This is a genomic window from Streptomyces sp. NPDC005533 (assembly GCF_042871845.1).
Lineage (GTDB): Bacteria > Actinomycetota > Actinomycetes > Streptomycetales > Streptomycetaceae > Streptomyces.
This window is the reverse complement of the sequence record NZ_JBIAJH010000021.1, coordinates 84,555-101,769: the sequence shown is the minus strand read 5'-3', so window position 1 is coordinate 101,769 and position 17,215 is coordinate 84,555. Positions and strand designations below refer to the sequence as shown.

General features: G+C 72.2%; 17 protein-coding genes and 1 riboswitch. Of the genes, 9 read left to right on the top strand and 8 right to left on the bottom strand.

Annotated elements, in window-relative coordinates; translation table 11 throughout:
- Positions 1 to 30: 30 nt before the first annotated feature.
- Positions 31 to 142: riboswitch (TPP riboswitch) on the top strand.
- The 5 genes from thiO (at position 140) to ACFYP3_RS22005 (ending at position 5,266) form a co-directional block, all read left to right on the top strand.
- A complete protein-coding gene (gene thiO / locus ACFYP3_RS22025) occupies positions 140 to 1,309 on the top strand; it encodes a glycine oxidase ThiO (protein ID WP_388472627.1) in 1,170 nt (389 codons plus the stop codon). It overlaps the preceding riboswitch by 3 nt.
- On the top strand, positions 1,306 to 1,518 hold the full coding sequence (gene thiS / locus ACFYP3_RS22020; protein ID WP_351303621.1) for a sulfur carrier protein ThiS: 213 nt from the start codon (positions 1,306 to 1,308) through the stop codon (positions 1,516 to 1,518). Before thiO ends, thiS begins: the two co-directional genes overlap by 4 nt.
- 5 nt (positions 1,519 to 1,523) lie before the next feature.
- Positions 1,524 to 2,318, top strand: a complete 795-nt coding sequence (locus tag ACFYP3_RS22015; RefSeq protein WP_388835032.1) for a thiazole synthase — start codon at positions 1,524 to 1,526, stop codon at positions 2,316 to 2,318.
- 167 nt (positions 2,319 to 2,485) lie between these two features.
- A complete protein-coding gene (pknB, locus tag ACFYP3_RS22010; protein ID WP_388835029.1) occupies positions 2,486 to 4,399 on the top strand; it encodes a Stk1 family PASTA domain-containing Ser/Thr kinase in 1,914 nt (637 codons plus the stop codon).
- Between the two features lie 9 nt (positions 4,400 to 4,408).
- Positions 4,409 to 5,266, top strand: a complete 858-nt coding sequence (locus ACFYP3_RS22005; protein ID WP_388835140.1) for a deoxyribonuclease IV — start codon at positions 4,409 to 4,411, stop codon at positions 5,264 to 5,266.
- 68 nt (positions 5,267 to 5,334) lie between these two features.
- Here the strand turns inward: ACFYP3_RS22005 and ACFYP3_RS22000 are convergent, their stop codons facing one another.
- Entirely contained in the window at positions 5,335 to 5,967 is a 633-nt protein-coding gene (locus ACFYP3_RS22000; RefSeq protein ID WP_388835027.1) for a sulfite oxidase-like oxidoreductase, read from the bottom strand.
- A 202-nt stretch (positions 5,968 to 6,169) separates the two neighbouring features.
- Between ACFYP3_RS22000 and bfr the strand changes: the two genes are divergently transcribed.
- Positions 6,170 to 6,646: a bacterioferritin gene (gene bfr, locus ACFYP3_RS21995; protein WP_030707395.1), complete on the top strand. Its 477-nt coding sequence runs from the start codon at positions 6,170 to 6,172 to the stop codon at positions 6,644 to 6,646.
- Between the two features lie 40 nt (positions 6,647 to 6,686).
- Here the strand turns inward: bfr and ACFYP3_RS21990 are convergent, their stop codons facing one another.
- Entirely contained in the window at positions 6,687 to 6,938 is a 252-nt protein-coding gene (locus tag ACFYP3_RS21990) for a bacterioferritin-associated ferredoxin (protein WP_388835024.1), read from the bottom strand.
- Between the two features lie 166 nt (positions 6,939 to 7,104).
- Positions 7,105 to 8,460: a class II 3-deoxy-7-phosphoheptulonate synthase gene (locus tag ACFYP3_RS21985; protein WP_388835021.1), complete on the bottom strand. Its 1,356-nt coding sequence runs from the start codon at positions 8,458 to 8,460 to the stop codon at positions 7,105 to 7,107.
- Positions 8,461 to 8,790: 330 nt separating this feature from the next.
- Between ACFYP3_RS21985 and ACFYP3_RS21980 the strand changes: the two genes are divergently transcribed.
- On the top strand, positions 8,791 to 10,770 hold the full coding sequence (locus ACFYP3_RS21980; protein WP_388835018.1) for an anthranilate synthase family protein: 1,980 nt from the start codon (positions 8,791 to 8,793) through the stop codon (positions 10,768 to 10,770).
- On the opposite strand, the gene ACFYP3_RS21975 is transcribed toward ACFYP3_RS21980, so the two are convergent.
- From ACFYP3_RS21975 to ACFYP3_RS21955, 5 genes are all read right to left on the bottom strand, one after another.
- Complete coding sequence (locus ACFYP3_RS21975; RefSeq protein ID WP_388835015.1) at positions 10,725 to 11,717, bottom strand: 2-hydroxyacid dehydrogenase; 993 nt, start codon at positions 11,715 to 11,717, stop codon at positions 10,725 to 10,727. The genes ACFYP3_RS21980 and ACFYP3_RS21975 overlap by 46 nt on opposite strands.
- Positions 11,718 to 11,788: 71 nt before the next feature.
- On the bottom strand, positions 11,789 to 12,817 hold the full coding sequence (locus ACFYP3_RS21970) for a 6-phosphofructokinase (protein WP_388835012.1): 1,029 nt from the start codon (positions 12,815 to 12,817) through the stop codon (positions 11,789 to 11,791).
- Positions 12,818 to 12,972: 155 nt separating this feature from the next.
- On the bottom strand, positions 12,973 to 13,650 hold the full coding sequence (locus tag ACFYP3_RS21965) for a response regulator (protein ID WP_388835010.1): 678 nt from the start codon (positions 13,648 to 13,650) through the stop codon (positions 12,973 to 12,975).
- Entirely contained in the window at positions 13,647 to 14,858 is a 1,212-nt protein-coding gene (gene macS, locus ACFYP3_RS21960) for a MacS family sensor histidine kinase (RefSeq protein ID WP_388835007.1), read from the bottom strand. The genes ACFYP3_RS21965 and macS overlap by 4 nt, the downstream gene beginning before the upstream one ends.
- A gap of 33 nt (positions 14,859 to 14,891) precedes the next feature.
- Positions 14,892 to 15,641, bottom strand: coding sequence for a lysophospholipid acyltransferase family protein (locus ACFYP3_RS21955; protein ID WP_388835138.1), 750 nt, complete (start codon positions 15,639 to 15,641; stop codon positions 14,892 to 14,894).
- A gap of 170 nt (positions 15,642 to 15,811) precedes the next feature.
- Here ACFYP3_RS21955 and ACFYP3_RS21950 point away from each other — a divergent pair, with 170 nt between their 5' ends.
- Both ACFYP3_RS21950 and ACFYP3_RS21945 read left to right on the top strand, forming a co-directional pair.
- Positions 15,812 to 16,591 carry an alpha/beta hydrolase gene (locus tag ACFYP3_RS21950; RefSeq protein ID WP_388835136.1) on the top strand — a complete coding sequence of 260 codons (780 nt, stop codon included), beginning with the start codon at positions 15,812 to 15,814 and terminating at the stop codon, positions 16,589 to 16,591.
- Entirely contained in the window at positions 16,584 to 17,168 is a 585-nt protein-coding gene (locus ACFYP3_RS21945) for a hypothetical protein (protein ID WP_388835004.1), read from the top strand. The genes ACFYP3_RS21950 and ACFYP3_RS21945 overlap by 8 nt, the downstream gene beginning before the upstream one ends.
- Positions 17,169 to 17,215: the final 47 nt, after the last annotated feature.

The following is a 17,215-nucleotide window of genomic DNA, read 5'->3' as shown; positions in this document are numbered from 1 at the left end:
GGCCGTCCGCGGCCGGGTTAGTCTGGCCACCGTACCTATCGCGGGAGTCCGGCGCACCGGGCTGAGAGGGAGGCTGGCCGGCCTCCGACCGTACGAACCTGATCCGGGTCATGCCGGCGAAGGGAGGGGCTGGACGCCCATGCACTCATCTCTGAAGGGATCCGACGTCCTCGTCATCGGGGGCGGGATCATCGGCCTGGTCACCGCCTGGCGCGCCGCGGCGCGCGGGCTGCGCACCGTGCTCGCCGACCCGGCGCCAGGCGGCGGCGCCGCCCAGGTCGCGGCCGGCATGCTCGCCCCCGTCACCGAGCTGCACTACGGCGAGGAAGCCCTGCTGGGCCTCGGCCTCGCCTCCGCCGCGCGCTATCCCGAGTTCGCCGCCGAGCTCGCCGACGCGAGCGGCGGCATCGACATCGGCTTCCGCACCTGCGGCACCCTCGCCGTCGCCCTCGACGCCGACGACCGCCTCCACCTGCGGGAACTGCACGCGCTGCAGCGGCGCTGCGGCCTGGAGTCCGAGTGGCTCACCGGCCGCGAGTGCCGCCGTCTGGAGCCCATGCTCGCCCCGGGCGTACGCGGCGGCCTGCGCGTGGACGGCGACCACCAGGTCGACCCGCGCCGGCTCGCGGCCGCCCTGCTGGCCGCCTGCGAGCGGGCCGGCGTGATCATCCACCGGGCGGCGGTGGAACGGCTGCTGGTCACCGCGGACCGGGCGGCCGGGGCCGCGCTCGACGACGGTACGGAGCTGCGCGCCGGCCAGGTGGTGCTGGCGGCGGGCTCGCTCAGCGGCCGGCTGGCGGGCGTACCGCCGGAGGTGGTGCCTCCCGTACGGCCGGTCAAGGGACAGGTCCTGCGGCTGGCGGTGCCACCGGCCTACGCGCCCTTCCTCTCCCGGACCGTCCGGGCGGTCGTCCGCGGCAGCCACGTCTACCTGGTGCCGCGCGAGAACGGCGAACTCGTCGTCGGCGCCACCAGCGAGGAACTCGGCTGGGACACCACGGTCACCGCGGGCGGAGTCTACGAACTCCTGCGCGACGCCCACGAACTGGTCCCCGGCATCACCGAACTCCCCCTCACCGAGACCCGGGCGGGGCTGCGCCCCGGCTCGCCCGACAACGCCCCGCTGCTCGGCCCGACCGACCTGCCGGGCCTGCACCTGGCCACCGGGCACTACCGCAACGGGGTGCTGCTGACCCCGCTCACCGGTGAGGTGCTCGTCGAGCTGCTGGCCACCGGCGAACTGCCCGAGATCGCGCGCCCCTTCAGCCCCCGCCGGTTCTCCGCCGCACGTCAGGAGTCGTACGCATGAGCCTGCCCGTATCCGTCTCCGTCAACGGCGAGCCGCGCGAGCTCGCGGCCGGCACCACGCTCGACACGGTGGTCGCCACGCTGACCGCGGCCCCCTCCGGGGTCGCCGCGGCCCTCAACGAGACCGTGGTCCCGCGCGGGCAGTGGCCGGCCACCCCGGTGGGCGACGGCGACCGCGTCGAGATCCTCACCGCGGTCCAGGGGGGCTGAACGGCATGGCTGACGACCTCTTCACCCTGGGCGGCCGGACCTTCTCCTCCCGCCTGATCATGGGCACGGGCGGGGCCCCGAGCCTGGACGTGCTGGAACGCTCCCTGGTCGCGTCCGGTACCGAACTCACCACGGTCGCGATGCGGCGCCTCGACCCCACGGTCCAGGGCTCCGTCCTCTCCGTCCTGACCAGGCTGGGCATCGCCGTGCTGCCCAACACGGCGGGCTGCTTCACGGCGGGCGAGGCCGTGCTCACGGCCCGGCTGGCCCGGGAGGCCCTGGGCACGGACTGGATCAAGCTGGAGGTGGTCGCGGACGAGCGGACCCTCCTGCCGGACGGGATCGAGCTGCTGGACGCCGCCGAGATCCTGGTGGACGAGGGCTTCACGGTCCTCCCGTACACGAACGACGACCCGGTGCTCGCGCGGAAGCTGGAGGACGTGGGCTGCGCGGCGATCATGCCCCTCGGGTCCCCCATCGGCTCGGGGATGGGCATCCGCAACCCGCACAACTTCGAGCTGATCACGGAGCGGGCGTCGGTCCCGGTCATCCTGGACGCGGGCGCGGGCACGGCGTCGGACGCCGCCCTCGCGATGGAGCTGGGCTGCGCGGCGGTGATGCTGGCCTCCGCGGTGACGCGGGCGCAGGAGCCGGTCCTGATGGCGTCCGCCATGCGGGACGCCGTCTCGGCGGGGCGGCTCGCGTTTCGCGCGGGGCGCATTCCGCAGCGCCGCTTCGCCGAAGCCTCCTCTCCCGCGCAGGGCCGCGCCGTCCTGGACCCCGAACGCCCGGCGTTCTGACCCGCGGGCCCGCTCCGGGGGGCTCCGCCCCGGACCCCGGACGGCGCTCCGCGCCCGCGCCTCGAACGCGCCCCGCGACGGCGTCGCGCCCGGCGGTCACGTCACAGCTGCGCTGCAAGGCGGACCACCCGGGCGGGGCGGGCGCGACGCCCCAATAGAATCGCGGCGTGGATACGACCCTGGATGACCCCCTCGTCGGGCGCGTGCTCGACGGCCGCTACCGCATCGACGCCCGCATCGCGGCCGGCGGCATGGCCACGGTCTACCGGGCCGTCGACACGCGCCTCGACCGCGTGCTCGCCCTGAAGGTGATGCACCCGGCCCTCGCCGCCGACGCCGCCTTCGTCGACCGGTTCATCCGCGAGGCGAAGTCCGTGGCCCGGCTCGCGCACCCCAACGTGGTCGCCGTCTTCGACCAGGGCACGGACGGGCCGTACGTCTACCTCGCCATGGAGTACGTCTCCGGCTGCACCCTGCGCGACGTGCTCCGCGAGCGCGGCGCGCTCCAGCCGCGGGCCGCGCTCGACATCCTCGAACCGGTGCTCGCCGCCCTCGGGACCGCCCACCGGGCCGGCTTCGTCCACCGCGACATGAAGCCCGAGAACGTCCTGATCGGCGACGACGGCCGGGTCAAGGTCGCCGACTTCGGGCTGGTCCGGTCCGTGGACTCGGTCACGAACACCACCGGGTCCGTCCTCGGCACCGTCTCCTACCTGGCCCCCGAACAGATCGAGAGCGGCGTCGCCGACACCCGCGTGGACGTCTACGCCTGCGGTGTCGTCCTCTACGAGATGCTCACCGGCGCCAAGCCCCACCTCGGCGACAGCCCCGCTCAGGTCCTCTACCAGCACCTCAACGAGGACGTCCCGCCGCCCTCCGCCGCGGTCCCGGGGCTCCCCGTCGGGCTCGACGAGCTCGTCGCGGAGGCCACGGCCCGCAATCCCGAGCTGCGCCCCTACGACGCCGCCGCGCTGCTCGGCCTCACCCGCGAGGCCCGCGGCCGGCTCGGCGACGCCGAGCTGGACGCCGTACCGCCGCAGGCGCGGGCCGAGGTGCGGTCCTCCGCCGAGGACCGCACGGGTGTGATCCCGCGCCCGGTGGCCGCGCAGCCCGTGAACCTCACCTCCCGGCTGGAGACCCTGCCCCCGCCGCCCTCCTCGCCCGCTGCGCACCGGCAGGCGCCCGCCGGGCGGCCCCGCCGGGGCGTGTTCCTGGTCATCGCCGGGGTGCTGCTGGCCCTGGGGGTGGGCACCGGCGTCTGGTACATCAACTCCGGCCAGTTCACGAAGGTCCCGAACCTGCTCGGCAAGACCGAGGCGCAGGCCCGCTCCCAGCTGTCCGCGGCGGGGCTCGGCGTGAAGCGGGTCGACCGGAAGTTCAGCGACGCCTTCGACCGCGGGACGGTGATGAACACCGATCCCCCGGGCGGCCGCCGGATCCGCGGCAACGGCGCGGTGACCCTCACCATCTCCCGCGGCCCCGAGGTCGTGGCCGTGCCCAACCTCAAGGGCAGGCCGCTGGAGGAGGCCAAGGCCGAGCTGACGAAGTCCGGGCTGGCGCCCGGCATCGTCACGCAGGCCTTCAGCCAGGACGTCGCGCAGGGCACGGTGATCAGCTCCGACCCGGCGGTCGGCGACAAGCGGGCGCCGGACACGGCGGTCTCGCTCGTCGTCAGCAAGGGCCGCCCGGTGCAGGTCCCGACCGTGACGGGGCTGCCCGTCGACCAGGCGACGGCCGGCCTGGAGGCGCTGGGGCTCAAGGTGGCGACCGCCCCCGAGCAGGTCAACTCCCCCGCGGCGGCCGGTACGGTCGCGAACCAGTCGATCGGCGCCGGGAGCCAGGCCGCGGCCGGTGACACGATCACCCTGACCGTGTCCAAGGGCCCGCGCCCGACGCCGGTCCCGAACGTGACCGGCCAGGACGTGGACGCGGCCCGCAAGGCGCTGGAGGCCGCGGGCTTCAAGGTGAAGGTGGAGCGGCCGTTCCTCTCCTTCAGCAACACCGTGGACTCCCAGTCGGTGCTGGGCGGACTGAACGCCCCCGAGGGCTCCACGATCACCATCCGGACCAAGGGGCTGTAGAGCGCAGTGATACGCAATCCGGTCGGCGGGCACGTCCCCGTGGCGGGCGGCCTCGCCAAGGTCGGGCTGGCCTACGCCCGCGAGATGGGCGCCGAGGCCGTCCAGGTCTTCGTCGCCAATCCCCGTGGCTGGGCCACCCCGGTCGGCAACCCGGCCCAGGACGAGCAGTTCCGCGCGGAGTGCGCGGCCGAGTCGATCCCGGCGTACGTGCACGCGCCGTACCTGATCAACTTCGGCTCGCACACCGGGGCCACCGTGGAGAGGTCGGTGGAGTCGCTGCGCCACTCACTGCGCCGGGGCCGGGAGATCGGCGCGCTCGGCGTGGTCGTGCACACCGGGTCGGCGACCGGGGGCCGCCCGCGCGAGGCGGCGTACGCGCAGGTCAGGGAGCACATGCTGCCGCTGCTGGACGAGCTGACGCACGAGGACGACCCGTTCCTGCTGCTGGAGTCCACGGCGGGGCAGGGTTCCTCGCTGTGCTCGCGGACCTGGGACTTCGGACCGTACTTCGAGGCGCTCGATCACCACCCCAAGCTGGGAATCTGCCTGGACACCTGCCACGTCTTCGCGGCCGGTCACGACCTGGCGGAGCCGGGCGGGACGAAGGCGACGCTCGACCTGCTGGTGGAGACGGTGGGCGAGGGCCGGCTGAAGCTGGTCCACGCGAACGACTCCAAGGAGGGCGTGGGCGCCCACAAGGACCGGCACGCCAACATCGGGCAGGGCCACATCGGCCGGGAGGCCTTCGCCGAGCTGTTCACGCACCCCGCGATGGAGGGCGTCCCGCTGATCACCGAGACCCCGGGCGGCAAGGAGGGGCATGCGGCGGACGTGGCGCTGCTGAAGGAGCTGCGCGGCCCGCAGTGACCCGGTGATCGCTCGCCGGCGCCGACTTCCTACGGCCGTCCGGGTGACCCCGGCCGCCGGCCCCGGGCCTACAGCTCGGGACCGTCCCCCGGCTCCTCCTGGTACGAGTAGCGCTGCTCGCGCCAGGGGTCGCCCGTGTTGTGGTAGCCGCGCTCCTCCCAGAAGCCGCGGCGGTCGGCCGTCATGTACTCGACGCCGCGGACCCACTTGGGGCCCTTCCAGGCGTACAGGTGCGGAACCACGAGCCGCACGGGGAAACCGTGCTCGGCGGTGAGCAGTTCACCGCCTTGGTGGGTGGCGAAGACGGTCCGCTCGGAAGCGAAGTCGGCGAGCCGCATGTTGGAGCTGAAGCCGTACTCGGCCCACACCATCACGTGCGTGACCTGCGGCGCGGGCGGCGCCAGGGCCAGGATCTCGCGGGCGAGCACACCGCCCCATTCGGCGCCCTGCATGCTGAACTTGGTGACGCAGTGCAGGTCCGCCACGACGGAGTCGAACGGCAGGGCCGTGAACTCCTCGTGGTTCCAGCAGTGCTTGTCCCCGTCGGCCGTCGCGCCGAAGACCCGGAACTCCCAGCGGTCCGGCTTGAACTTGGGCACGGGCCCGTAATGGGTGACCGGCCAGCCGCGCTGCAACCGCTGCCCCGGTGGAAGCTCCGGCGACTCTGCTCCCGGAGATTCCCGGCTTTCCGGCTGACCCATGACTCCATGGTGACAGACCCGGCAGGGTGGTCACGACCAGGTCTGGACCGATCCGGGCAAGTCACGGCAACTCCCACTAAGGAGGCACTTACTGGACGGCCCCGGACGGCAGTGCAAGGATGCGCGCAGATCCCCCAGTGAGCACTGGGAGGTACCACCGGCCCCGTCACGTGACTGACATTGCCTGGAAGGAGCCTCTGCGATGCAGGGCGACCCCGAGGTCCTCGAGTTTCTGAACGAGCAGCTGACCGGCGAGCTGACGGCCATCAATCAGTACTGGCTGCACTACCGCATCCAGGACAACAAGGGCTGGACCAAGCTCGCCAAGTACACGCGTGAAGAATCCATCGACGAGATGAAGCACGCGGACAAGATCACCGAGCGCATCCTGATGCTCGACGGTCTGCCGAACTACCAGCGGCTCTTCCACGTGCGCGTCGGGCAGACGATCACGGAGATGTTCCAGGCCGACCGCCAGGTCGAGGTCGAGGCCATCGACCGGCTCAAGCGCGGCATCGAGGTCATGCGCGGCAAGGGCGACATCACCTCGGCCCGCCTCTTCGAGGAGATCCTGGAGGACGAGGAGCACCACATCGACTACCTCGACACCCAGCTGGAGCTCATCGAGTCCCTGGGCGAGCCGCTCTACATCGCCCAGCTGATCGAGCAGCCGAGCTGACAGCCGGCCGTCGGTCGTTCGGGGGGCCGGGCCCGGCCGGTCAGGCCGCTTCCGCCAGTACGGGCGGACGCTCCGTCTCGGCGGCGAGCACGGCCGCCGCGTCACCCTTCTCCAGCAGCTCCCGGCGCGGGCAGGCGCCGCGGCCGAGGATGCCCTGGATGGTGCGGACGCAGGAGCCGCAGTCGGTTCCGGCCTTGGTGGCCGAGGCGATCTGGCGCGGGGTGCAGGCCCCGGCTGCCGCGTGGTCCTTGACCTGCTTGTCGGTGATCCCGAAGCAAGAGCAGACGTACACGCGGTTCACCTCCCTGGGCGGAATGGTTCGACGAGCCATCCCCTATTCGGTGAGGCTTACCTAACCGTACCTAAAGTCAGGGTGGCCTAAAACCCCTGGAGACGACGGTGGGGCGCGGATCACATCGATCCGCGCCCCACCGTCGTACGAAGCTACTGGCTGATCCCTACTGGTCCCGGTACATCTCGGCGACGAGGAACGCCAGGTCCAGGGACTGGCTGCGGTTGAGCCGCGGGTCGCAGGCCGTCTCGTAGCGCTGGTGCAGGTCGTCGACGAAGATCTCGTCGCCGCCGCCCACGCACTCGGTGACGTCGTCACCGGTGAGCTCGACGTGGATGCCGCCCGGGTGGGTGCCCAGGGCCTTGTGCACCTCGAAGAAGCCCTTGACCTCGTCGAGCACGTCGTCGAAACGGCGCGTCTTGTGCCCGGAGGCCGCCTCGAAGGTGTTGCCGTGCATGGGGTCGGTGACCCAGCCGACGACCGCGCCGGAGGCGGTGACCTTCTCGACCAGCTCGGGCAGCTTGTCGCGGACCTTGTCGGCGCCCATGCGGACCACGAAGGTCAGCCGGCCCGGCTCGCGCTCGGGGTCCAGACGGTCGACGTACGTCAGGGCCTCGTCCACCGTGGTGGTGGGGCCGAGCTTGATGCCGATCGGGTTGGCGATCTGCGAGCAGAACTCGATGTGCGCGTGGTCCAGCTGGCGGGTGCGCTCACCGATCCAGACCATGTGGCCGGAGGTGTCGTACAGCTTGCCGGTGCGCGAGTCGGTACGGGTCAGCGCGCCCTCGTAGTCGAGCAGCAGCGCCTCGTGGGAGGCGTAGAACTCGACGGCCTTGAACTCGGCCGGGTCGGTGCCGCACGCCTTCATGAAGTTCAGCGCGTTGTCGATCTCCCGCGCCAGCTGCTCGTACCGCTGACCGGACGGGGAGGACTTCACGAAGTCCTGGTTCCAGGCGTGCACCTGGCGCAGGTCGGCGTAACCACCGGTGGTGAAGGCACGCACCAGGTTGAGCGTGGAGGCGGAGGCGTTGTACATGCGCTTCAGCCGCTCGGGGTCCGGGATCCGGGCCTCTTCGGTGAAGGCGAAGCCGTTGACGGAGTCGCCGCGGTAGGTCGGCAGGGTGACGCCGTCACGGGTCTCGGTGTCCTTGGAGCGCGGCTTGGAGTACTGCCCCGCGATGCGGCCGACCTTGACGACCGGCACGGAGGCCGCGTACGTCAGGACGGCGCTCATCTGGAGCAGCGTCTTCAGCTTGGCGCGGATGTGTTCGGCGGACACGCCGTCGAAGGCCTCGGCGCAGTCGCCGCCCTGGAGGAGGAACGCCTCGCCCTTGGCGACGGCTCCCAGACGGGCACGCAGCTGGTCGCACTCACCCGCGAAAACGAGCGGAGGATACGACTCGAGGTCCGCGACGACAGCGCGCAGAGCCTCGGCATCGGGGTACGAAGGCTGCTGCGCCGCGGGAAGGTCTCGCCAGGTCGCCTTGGCGGCGGGGGCTTGGGTTTCAGCGTTCACGGTCACCTCGTACACATTACGGCGTCATACGTCTCATCCCGCCCTCCGACCACAACGTGAGACGGTGCGGCTCGAAGGCAGGGGGACCCCAACGGAACGGAATCCATGGTTCAGCCCACGCCGTGAGACGGATCCGGCGCCGGGCGGCCGCTCTGGGCTAGGGTGCCTCCCGTGTACGCGCACTCGAACCAGAACTGGTGGTGGCCCGCTCCCGGCGGCCCACTCCTCGCGCGTACCTGAAAACGACACGCGACGACACGAAGGCCGCCCCGAGGGGCGGCCTTCCGTGTTCTGCGACGCGGGCGCCGCTCCTCCCACCGGAAGGACGCCCCGCCCATGGACCCCAGGCCCCTGAACCGACCCCGCCAACCCGGCCGACCGAGCCGCCCCGGCCTGCTGAGCCGCCTGCTCGACGACTCCTGCCCGCCGTTCGCCCTGCTGCGCCGGCGGACCCCCGGCCGCGACCACGACACCGTCGAGGTGCTGATCGGCGCGGTCCACGAGGCCGAACACCTCGCCGACCTGCCCGTCAGGGAGCTGCCCACCCTCGCCCTCGTCCCCTTCCGGCAGATCCGGGAGCGCGGATTCGACGTACGCGACGACGGCACGCCGCTGAGCGTGCTGGTCGCCGAGGAGGCCTGGGAGATCCCGCTCGCGGAGGCGCTGGCCGCGCTGCCCGCGCACGACGTACGGGTCGAGGACGGCGGCTTCGACGTCCCCGACGCGCAGTACGCGGCCACGGTCGAGCGGGTCATCGAGGACGAGATCGGCCGCGGGGAGGGCGCGAACTTCGTCATCCGGCGCACCTACCAGGGCCGCATCGACGGATTCGGGCGGGCCGACGCCCTCGCCCTCTTCCGGCGACTGCTGCTGGGCGAGCGCGGCGCGTACTGGACCTACGTCGTCCACACCGGCGAGCGGACGCTGGTCGGCGCGAGCCCCGAGGTGCACGTGCGGATGTCCGGCGGCACGGTCGTGATGAACCCGATCAGCGGGACCTACCGGTATCCGGCCGGGGGACCCACCGTGGACTCCCTCCTCGCCTTCCTCGGCGACCGCAAGGAGACCGAGGAACTGTCGATGGTCGTCGACGAGGAACTCAAGATGATGTGCACCGTCGGCGACCGCGGCGGGGTCGTCGTCGGACCGCGGCTGAAGGAGATGTCCCACCTCGCGCACACCGAGTACGAGCTGCGCGGGCGCTCCTCGCTGGACGTGCGGGAGGTGCTGCGCGAGACGATGTTCGCGGCGACGGTCACCGGCTCGCCGGTGCAGAACGCCTGCCGTGTGATCGAGCGCTACGAGAGCGGGGGCCGCGGCTACTACGCGGGAGCCCTGGCCCTGCTCGGGCAGGACGCGGCCGGGGCGCAGACCCTGGACTCCCCCATCCTGATCCGCACCGCCGACATCGCCCCGGACGGCGTGCTGCGGGTGCCGGTGGGCGCCACGCTCGTACGGCACTCCGACCCGGCGGGCGAGGTCGCGGAGACGCACGCGAAGGCGGCGGGGGTGCTCGCGGCGCTCGGGGTGCGGCCGGCCGCGCCCCGGCCGTCGTTCGAGGGCGCGCGGCTGGCGGACGAGCCGCGGGTGCGGGCGGCCCTGGCGGCCCGCAGGTCGGACCTGGCCCCCTTCTGGCTGCGCATGCAGGAGCGGCCGGCCCCGCTGACCGGCCACGCGCTGGTGGTGGACGGCGAGGACACCTTCACGGCGATGCTGGCGCACGTCCTGCGGGTGGCCGGGCTGGAGGTGACCGTACGCCGCTACGACGATCCGGGGCTGCGGGCGGCGGCCCGGTCCTGGGAGGGCCCGATCGTCCTGGGCCCCGGTCCGGGCAACCCGGGGGACGCCTCTGACCCCAAGATGCGGATGCTGCGCGCGCTGGCCGCTGAACTGCTGGCCGGGCACCGGCACGGGCTGGTCGGGGTCTGTCTGGGGCACGAGCTGCTGGCGGCCGAGCTGGGGCTGCCGCTGATCCGCAAGGCGGAGCCGGCGCAGGGGGCGCAGACCCGGATCGACCTGTTCGGGGCGCGGGAGGTGGTCGGCTTCTACAACACGTACACCGCGCACTGTGACGAGCCGCTGGCCGCGCGGCTGGCCGTGGACGGGGTGGAGGTGGCCCGCGATCCCCTGACGGGTGAAGTCCACGCGCTGCGTTCCGCGGCGGGCTTCGCCGGGGTGCAGTTCCACCCGGAGTCCGTCCTCACCCTGCGCGGCGCGGACCTGCTGCGCGAGCTCCTGGCCGGCGTGATGACCCCGGCTCCGGCCGCGCGTCAGTCGGGAACCAGGGTGTTCTCGGAGCGGCGGCCCGCCCGGTAGTCCGTGACGTTGGCGACGGTGGCGGCGATGATCTGGCCCACCGCGTCGCTCGTGTAGTACGCCTGGTGCGAGGTGACCACCACGTTCGGGAAGGTGACCAGCCGCGCCAGGGTGTCGTCCTCGACGGCCTCCAGGGACTTGTCCAGGAAGAAGACGCCGGCCTCGGCCTCGTACACGTCGAGGCCGACGCCCGTGAAGCGGCCGGCGCGGAGCTCCGCGACCAGCGCGTCGGTGTCGATCAGCCCGCCGCGGCTGGAGTTGATCAGGATCGCGTCGTCCCGCATCAGCTCCAGCGCCGCCGCGTCGACGAGGTGGCGGGTGGCCGCCAGCAGCGGCACGTGCAGGCTGATCAGGTCCGAGGACGCGAACAGCTCCTCCTTGTCCACGTACTTCATGCCGAGCTCCACGCACGCCGGGTTCCGCGCCACGTCCCAGCCCAGCAGGTTCATGCCGAAGCCGTGCGCGATCCGGGTGAACGCCTCCCCGATCTTGCCGGTGCCGAGCACGCCCACCGTGCGGCCGCGCATGTCGCGGCCGATCAGCCCGTCCAGGCGGAAGTCGAAGTCCCTGGTCCGGGTCGCGGCCCGGACGATCCGCCGGTTCACCGCCATCGCCAGGGTCCAGGCGAACTCGGCCACTGAGTAGGGGGAGCAGTACGACACCCTGCTCACCGTCAGGCCGAGCTGCCGTGCGGCGTCCAGATCGATGTTGTTGAAGCCGGTGGAGCGCTGGGCGATCATCCGGGTGCCGCCGGCGGCCAGGACCCGCAGCACGCGCCCGCTCAGGTCGGCGTTGACGCTCGACGAGACGATCTCGTACCCGGCCGCGATGGGGGCGGTGTCCTCGTTGAGGAAGACGCCCAGGCAGCGCACCTCGTGCGGGCCGCCGAACGCCGCCTCCAGCAGGGGCGTTTCATCCGCCTGCACGCCGAATGCGAGGATCTCCACGTCGACTCCCGTACGCCGGACCATGGGCCGTTCGTCACGATACGACCCATGGTGCGCGGACGCCCGGCGGCTCAGCCGAAGAAGACGCCGACCTCCTTGTACAGCGCGGGGTCCACCGTCTTCAGGCGTGCCGTCGCCTCCGCGATCGGCACCCGGACGATGTCCGTCCCCTTGAGCGCGACCATCTTGCCGAAGTCCCCGTCGTGCACCGCGTCGATCGCGTGCAGCCCGAACCGGGTCGCCAGCCACCGGTCGAAGGCGCTGGGCGTACCGCCCCGCTGGATGTGCCCGAGCACGGTCGTCCGGGCCTCCTTGCCGGTCCGCGCCTCGATCTCCTTGGCCAGCCACTCGCCCACGCCCGACAGCCGGACGTGTCCGAAGGAGTCCTTGGTGGCGTCCTTCAGCACCAGGTCGCCGTCCTTGGGCATCGCTCCCTCGGCGACCACGACGATCGGGGCGTAGCTCGCCTTGAAGCGGGAGGTCACCCAGGCGCACACCTCGTCCATGTCGAAGCGCTGCTCCGGGATGAGGATGACGTTGGCGCCGCCCGCGAGCCCCGAGTGCAGGGCGATCCAGCCGGCGTGCCGGCCCATGACCTCGACGACCAGCACCCGCATGTGCGACTCGGCCGTGGTGTGCAGCCGGTCGATCGCCTCGGTCGCGATGCCGACGGCGGTGTCGAAGCCGAAAGTGTAGTCCGTGGCGGACAGGTCGTTGTCGATGGTCTTGGGCACGCCGACGCAGGGGATGCCGTAGTCCTCGTACAGCTTGGCGGCGACGCCGAGGGTGTCCTCGCCGCCGATCGCGACGAGCGCGTCGACCTCGTACTTGGCGAGGTTGTCCTTGATGTCGCGCACCCCGTTCTCCGTCTTGAACGGGTTGGTGCGCGAGGAGCCGAGGATGGTGCCGCCGCGGGGCAGGATGCCGCGGACGGCGGGGATGTCGAGCGGGACGGTCCTCCCCTCGACCGCGCCCCGCCAGCCGTCCTTGAACCCCACGAACCCGCAGCCGTACTCCTGGGTGCCCTTGCGGACGACGGCCCTGATCACCGCGTTGAGCCCGGGGCAGTCTCCGCCACCGGTCAGCACTCCGACCTTCATTGCATCTCCCTTCGCCATGACGGTCACGCTAGTGGTGACGCAGGTCACAGCAAGGGTCCTGAAGGGGTCGATTCCGGTGGAATCGCGGGGCGTTGCGTACGCCCGTTCACTCGTACGAGGGCGAAAGTACGATCGACGCCGGGTGACCCGGGTGCCTACGCGTCGTCGAGGCCCCGCTCTATGGCGTACCGGACCAGCTCCACGCGGTTGTGCAACTGCAGCTTGCCCAGGGTGTTCTGGACGTGGTTCTGCACGGTGCGGTGGGAGATGACCAGCCGCTCCGCGATCTGCTTGTACGAGAGCCCCTTGGCGACCAGGCGCAGCACCTCGGTCTCGCGGTCGGTGAGTTGCGGCGCCTTCGGCTCGTCGGCGGCGGTCGGCACCGGGTCGGTGGCGAGGCGCCGGTACTCGCCGAGCACGAGACCGGCCAGGCCCGGGGTGAAGACCGGGTCGCCGACCGCGGTGCGGCGGACCGCGTCGATCAGCTCCTGGGCGCCGGCGGACTTCAGCAGGTAGCCGGTCGCGCCGGACTTCACCGCCTCCAGGACGTCCGCGTGCTCACCGCTGGCGGACAGCACCAGGACGCGCAGCGCCGGGTGGGCGCCGACCAGTTCCTTGCAGACCTGCACGCCCGGCATGCCGGGCAGGTTGAGGTCGAGGACCAGGACGTCGGGGGTGACGGCGCGGGCCCGGCGTACCGCCTCGGGGCCGTCGCCGGCGGTCGCCACGACGTCGAAGCCGGCGGCGGCCAGGTCGCGGGCGACCGCGTCCCGCCACATCGGGTGGTCGTCGACGACCATCACCCTGATCTCGTGCGTTTCCTTCGTGCTCATTGGGTCCTCCCCCTCGGTACCTTCAGTTCCACTTCGGTGCCCTGTCCGGGGACGGACACCAGATCGGCGCTGCCGCCGAGGTCGCGCAGGCGCCCGCGGATGGACAGCGCCACTCCCATCCGGCCCTCGCCCTCCGCCTGGTCGAGCCGGCCCGCGGGGATGCCGGGGCCGTCGTCGCGGACGGTCACGATCACCTCGTCGCCCCAGTCCTCGACCAGGATCCAGGCCCTGGCCCCCTCGCCCGCGTGCCTGCGCACGTTGTCGAGGGCGGCGCCGACCGCCGCGGCCAGCTCCTTCGCGGCGGGCACGGGCAACGGCACCGGGGTGCCCGGCTCGGCGAAGCTCACCCGGGACCCGGCGTGCGGGGCGAGGAGCGTGCGCAGGTCCAGCTCGCCGTCGTCGGCCCCCGGCTCGTCCACCTCGTACGTGTCGACCAGCGCGCCGCGCGACTCGTCGGAGGAGACCCGGGAGGGGTGCGCCAGGCCGGTGGTGACCAGCGTGCGCAGCGCCACCTCCTGCTCCCCCGCCATCCGGCCCAGCTCGGCGGCCTCCCCGCCCACCTCGGCGCCGCGCCGCTGGACCATGGCGAGGACCTGGAGGACCCCGTCGTGGATGTCGCGGGCGAGGCGTTCGCGCTCGCGGGTGGCGGCCTCGATCTCCAGGGCGCGGGCGAGGGTGTTCTCACTGGCCCGGGCGACCTCGACGACGTAGCCGATGGCCACGGAGGAGACCCAGACGAGCAGCACGTTGTGCAGGGCGTCCCGGGTGGGCTGGCCGCCGTGGATGAGGATGGTGGCCGCGGCCACGAAGGTGGAGGCGAAGCAGGCCCAGCGCCAGCCGCCCTTGATGGCGAATCCGAGGACCGCGCCCCCGGTCCAGATCGTGGGGAGGGTGGGACCGCCCCCGGTGATCCGCTCGTGGGTGTCCGCGAGCGGGGTCAGTCCGATCCCGACGAGGGCGACGGTGAGGTCGGCGACGAGGAAGCCCTTGGTGCAGCTGGCGGCGTTGGCCACCTTCGAGGTGGTGGCCAGGGTCCAGACGGCGAGGAAGGCGAGGTAGCCGGCCGCGATCCAGGGGTGCGGGTACCGCTTGTAGGCGGAGGCGAACAGCAGCACCGCGTAGACCATCGTGAGCAGCCGGTACGCCGTCAGGGCACGCCAAAGCGGCTGCTCGACCGACATGCGTACGACGCGTTCGCGTTTCGCCATCTCCCCCACCCCCTGCGGGCGGTACCGCCCGACCTACTCCGGCTTGCCGTCGGCCTTCTCGGCCTTGCCGGCCTTCTCCGCCCGCTCGGCCTTCTCGGCCTTCTCCGCCTTCTCCGCATCGGCGATCTGCCGCTTCGCCGCCGTCGCGTAGATGTCGACGTACTCCTGGCCGGAGAGCTTCATGATCTCGTACATGACCTCGTCGGTCACCGAGCGCAGGATGAAGCGGTCGCCGTCCATGCCCTGGTAGCGGCTGAAGTCCAGCGGCTTGCCGATCCGGATGCCCGGGCGCATCAGCTTGGGCACCACCTTGCCGGGCGGCTGGATCTTCTCGGTGTCGATCATCGCCACGGGGATCACGGGTGCGCCGGTGGCCAGCGCCACCCGCGCGAGCCCGCCGGGCTTGCCGCGGTACAGGCGTCCGTCGGGTGAACGCGTGCCCTCGGGGTAGATACCGAACAGCTCCCCCCGCTCGATGACCTCGATGCCGCTCTTGATCGCGGCCTCGCCGGCCCCGCGCGCTCCGGAGCGGTCCACCGGGAGCTGGCCGACGCCCTTGAAGAAGGCGGCCGTCAGCTTGCCCTTGAGGCCCGGGGAGGTGAAGTACTCCGCCTTCGCGATGAAGGTGACCTTCCGGTCCAGCACGGCCGGAAGGAAGAAGGAGTCCGAGAAGGACAGGTGGTTGCTCGCGAGGATCGCCGGCCCCTCCGCGGGAATGTTCTCGAGGCCCTCCACCCACGGCCTGAAAGCGAGCTTCAGTGAACCGCCGATGGAGAACTTCATTGCGCCGTAGATCAACTCGAAAGCCTTCCTGTGTCTGTCGAACAGACCATATCCCCTGGCTCCCGCGGCAGCGGCCCGACGACCCTGGCCGGTGCCACCCCGGTCGCGTACGGTGAAGTCACACAGAGCAACGCACCCACCCGACGTACATCATGACCAAGGAGACCCTGGTGCCCGTCCTCCCTGGAGCCGAGCCGTTCCGCCACGAGGGCGGAGAGGTCGGCGTCCTCCTCTGCCACGGCTTCACCGGTTCCCCGCAGTCGCTGCGCCCCTGGGCCGAGTACCTCGCCGGGCAGGGACTCACGGTGTCGCTGCCGCTGCTGCCCGGGCACGGGACGCGCTGGCAGGACATGCAGCTCACGGGCTGGCAGGACTGGTACGCCGAGGTCGACCGCGCCCTGCGGGAACTGCTGGACCGGTGCGAGCAGGTCTTCGTCTTCGGCCTGTCGATGGGCGGCGCGCTGACCCTGCGGCTGGCCGCCAAGCACGGGGACGCCATCAGCGGCATCGTGCTCGTCAACCCGGCCAACAAGGTGCACGACCCGCTGGCCGTGACCCTTCCGGTGACCAAGCACTTCATCCGGTCCACGCCGGGCATCGCCAGCGACATCGCGAAGCCGGGCTCGGAGGAGGTCGGCTACGACCGGGTCCCGACCCGGGCCGCGCACTCGCTGCGGAAGTTCCTGCAGCTCGTGGACGCCGATCTGCCGCAGGTCACGCAGCCGCTGCTGCTGCTGCACAGCCCGCAGGACCACGTCGTACCGCCCGTCGACTCCGCGCGGATCCTGGCCCGGGTCTCCTCCACGGACGTCACCGAGACCCTCCTGGAACAGAGCTACCACGTCGCGACGTTGGACCATGACGCGGAGCGGATCTTCGCGGACAGCTATGCGTTCGTCGGCCGACTGGCGGAGAGCGTGGGCAGGGAGGGGGCGGAGGCCGGTGGCTGAGCACGAGGAGCAGTCGGGCGGAGTCCCGCCGCTGGACGAGGAAGCGGCATGGGCGGCGATCGTCGCCGGGTACGGGCAGGAGCCGCCGGACCCGCCGGGGGCCCGGCCGTTCAAGCCGATCGAGAACCTCCTCCTGCCGGAGGAGGACGTCAAGCCGCTGCCGGCCGACCCGGAGGCGGGACCGGAGGCGAAGCCCGGGCCGAAGCCCGAGCCCGAGCCGCCGGCCTCGGGGCTGGGCAGCTCGGTGGTCTTCGCCCCGGGCGTGGGCATGGCGGGCCCCCGGGACCACTCGCCGGCGGAACCGCACGAGGACGACCTGACCCCGGCGGACGAGGGCCACTTCGTCCAGCCGGAGCCGGAGCTGCCGCCGGCGGACACGACGTCGAAGTTCGCGTGGCTCGCGGTGGTCGGCGGCCCGGTGCTGCTGCTGCTCGCGGTGCTGCTGCAGTGGGAGATGACGTGGTGGCTGACGACGCTGGGCATCGGCGGCTTCCTGGGCGGGTTCGCGACGCTGGTGGCCCGCATGCAGCACGGCGACGACGAGGATGACGACCCCGGCCGCGGGGCCGTGGTCTAGGAGTCGAAACCCACGCCGGAGGGGCTGGATCTGCCGGCCCCTCCGGC

Excerpts from the sequence above, each read along its gene's own strand:
- thiO (WP_388472627.1), top strand. The coding sequence starts at position 140 with ATGCACTCATCTCTGAAGGGATCCGACGTCCTCGTCATCGGGGGCGGG.
- thiS (WP_351303621.1), top strand. The coding sequence starts at position 1,306 with ATGAGCCTGCCCGTATCCGTCTCCGTCAACGGCGAGCCGCGCGAGCTC.
- ACFYP3_RS22015 (WP_388835032.1), top strand. The coding sequence starts at position 1,524 with ATGGCTGACGACCTCTTCACCCTGGGCGGCCGGACCTTCTCCTCCCGC.
- ACFYP3_RS22000 (WP_388835027.1), bottom strand. The coding sequence starts at position 5,967 with ATGGGTCAGCCGGAAAGCCGGGAATCTCCGGGAGCAGAGTCGCCGGAG.
- bfr (WP_030707395.1), top strand. The coding sequence starts at position 6,170 with ATGCAGGGCGACCCCGAGGTCCTCGAGTTTCTGAACGAGCAGCTGACC.
- ACFYP3_RS21980 (WP_388835018.1), top strand. The coding sequence starts at position 8,791 with ATGGACCCCAGGCCCCTGAACCGACCCCGCCAACCCGGCCGACCGAGC.
- ACFYP3_RS21970 (WP_388835012.1), bottom strand. The coding sequence starts at position 12,817 with ATGAAGGTCGGAGTGCTGACCGGTGGCGGAGACTGCCCCGGGCTCAAC.
- ACFYP3_RS21965 (WP_388835010.1), bottom strand. The coding sequence starts at position 13,650 with ATGAGCACGAAGGAAACGCACGAGATCAGGGTGATGGTCGTCGACGAC.
- macS (WP_388835007.1), bottom strand. The coding sequence starts at position 14,858 with ATGGCGAAACGCGAACGCGTCGTACGCATGTCGGTCGAGCAGCCGCTT.
- ACFYP3_RS21955 (WP_388835138.1), bottom strand. The coding sequence starts at position 15,641 with ATGAAGTTCTCCATCGGCGGTTCACTGAAGCTCGCTTTCAGGCCGTGG.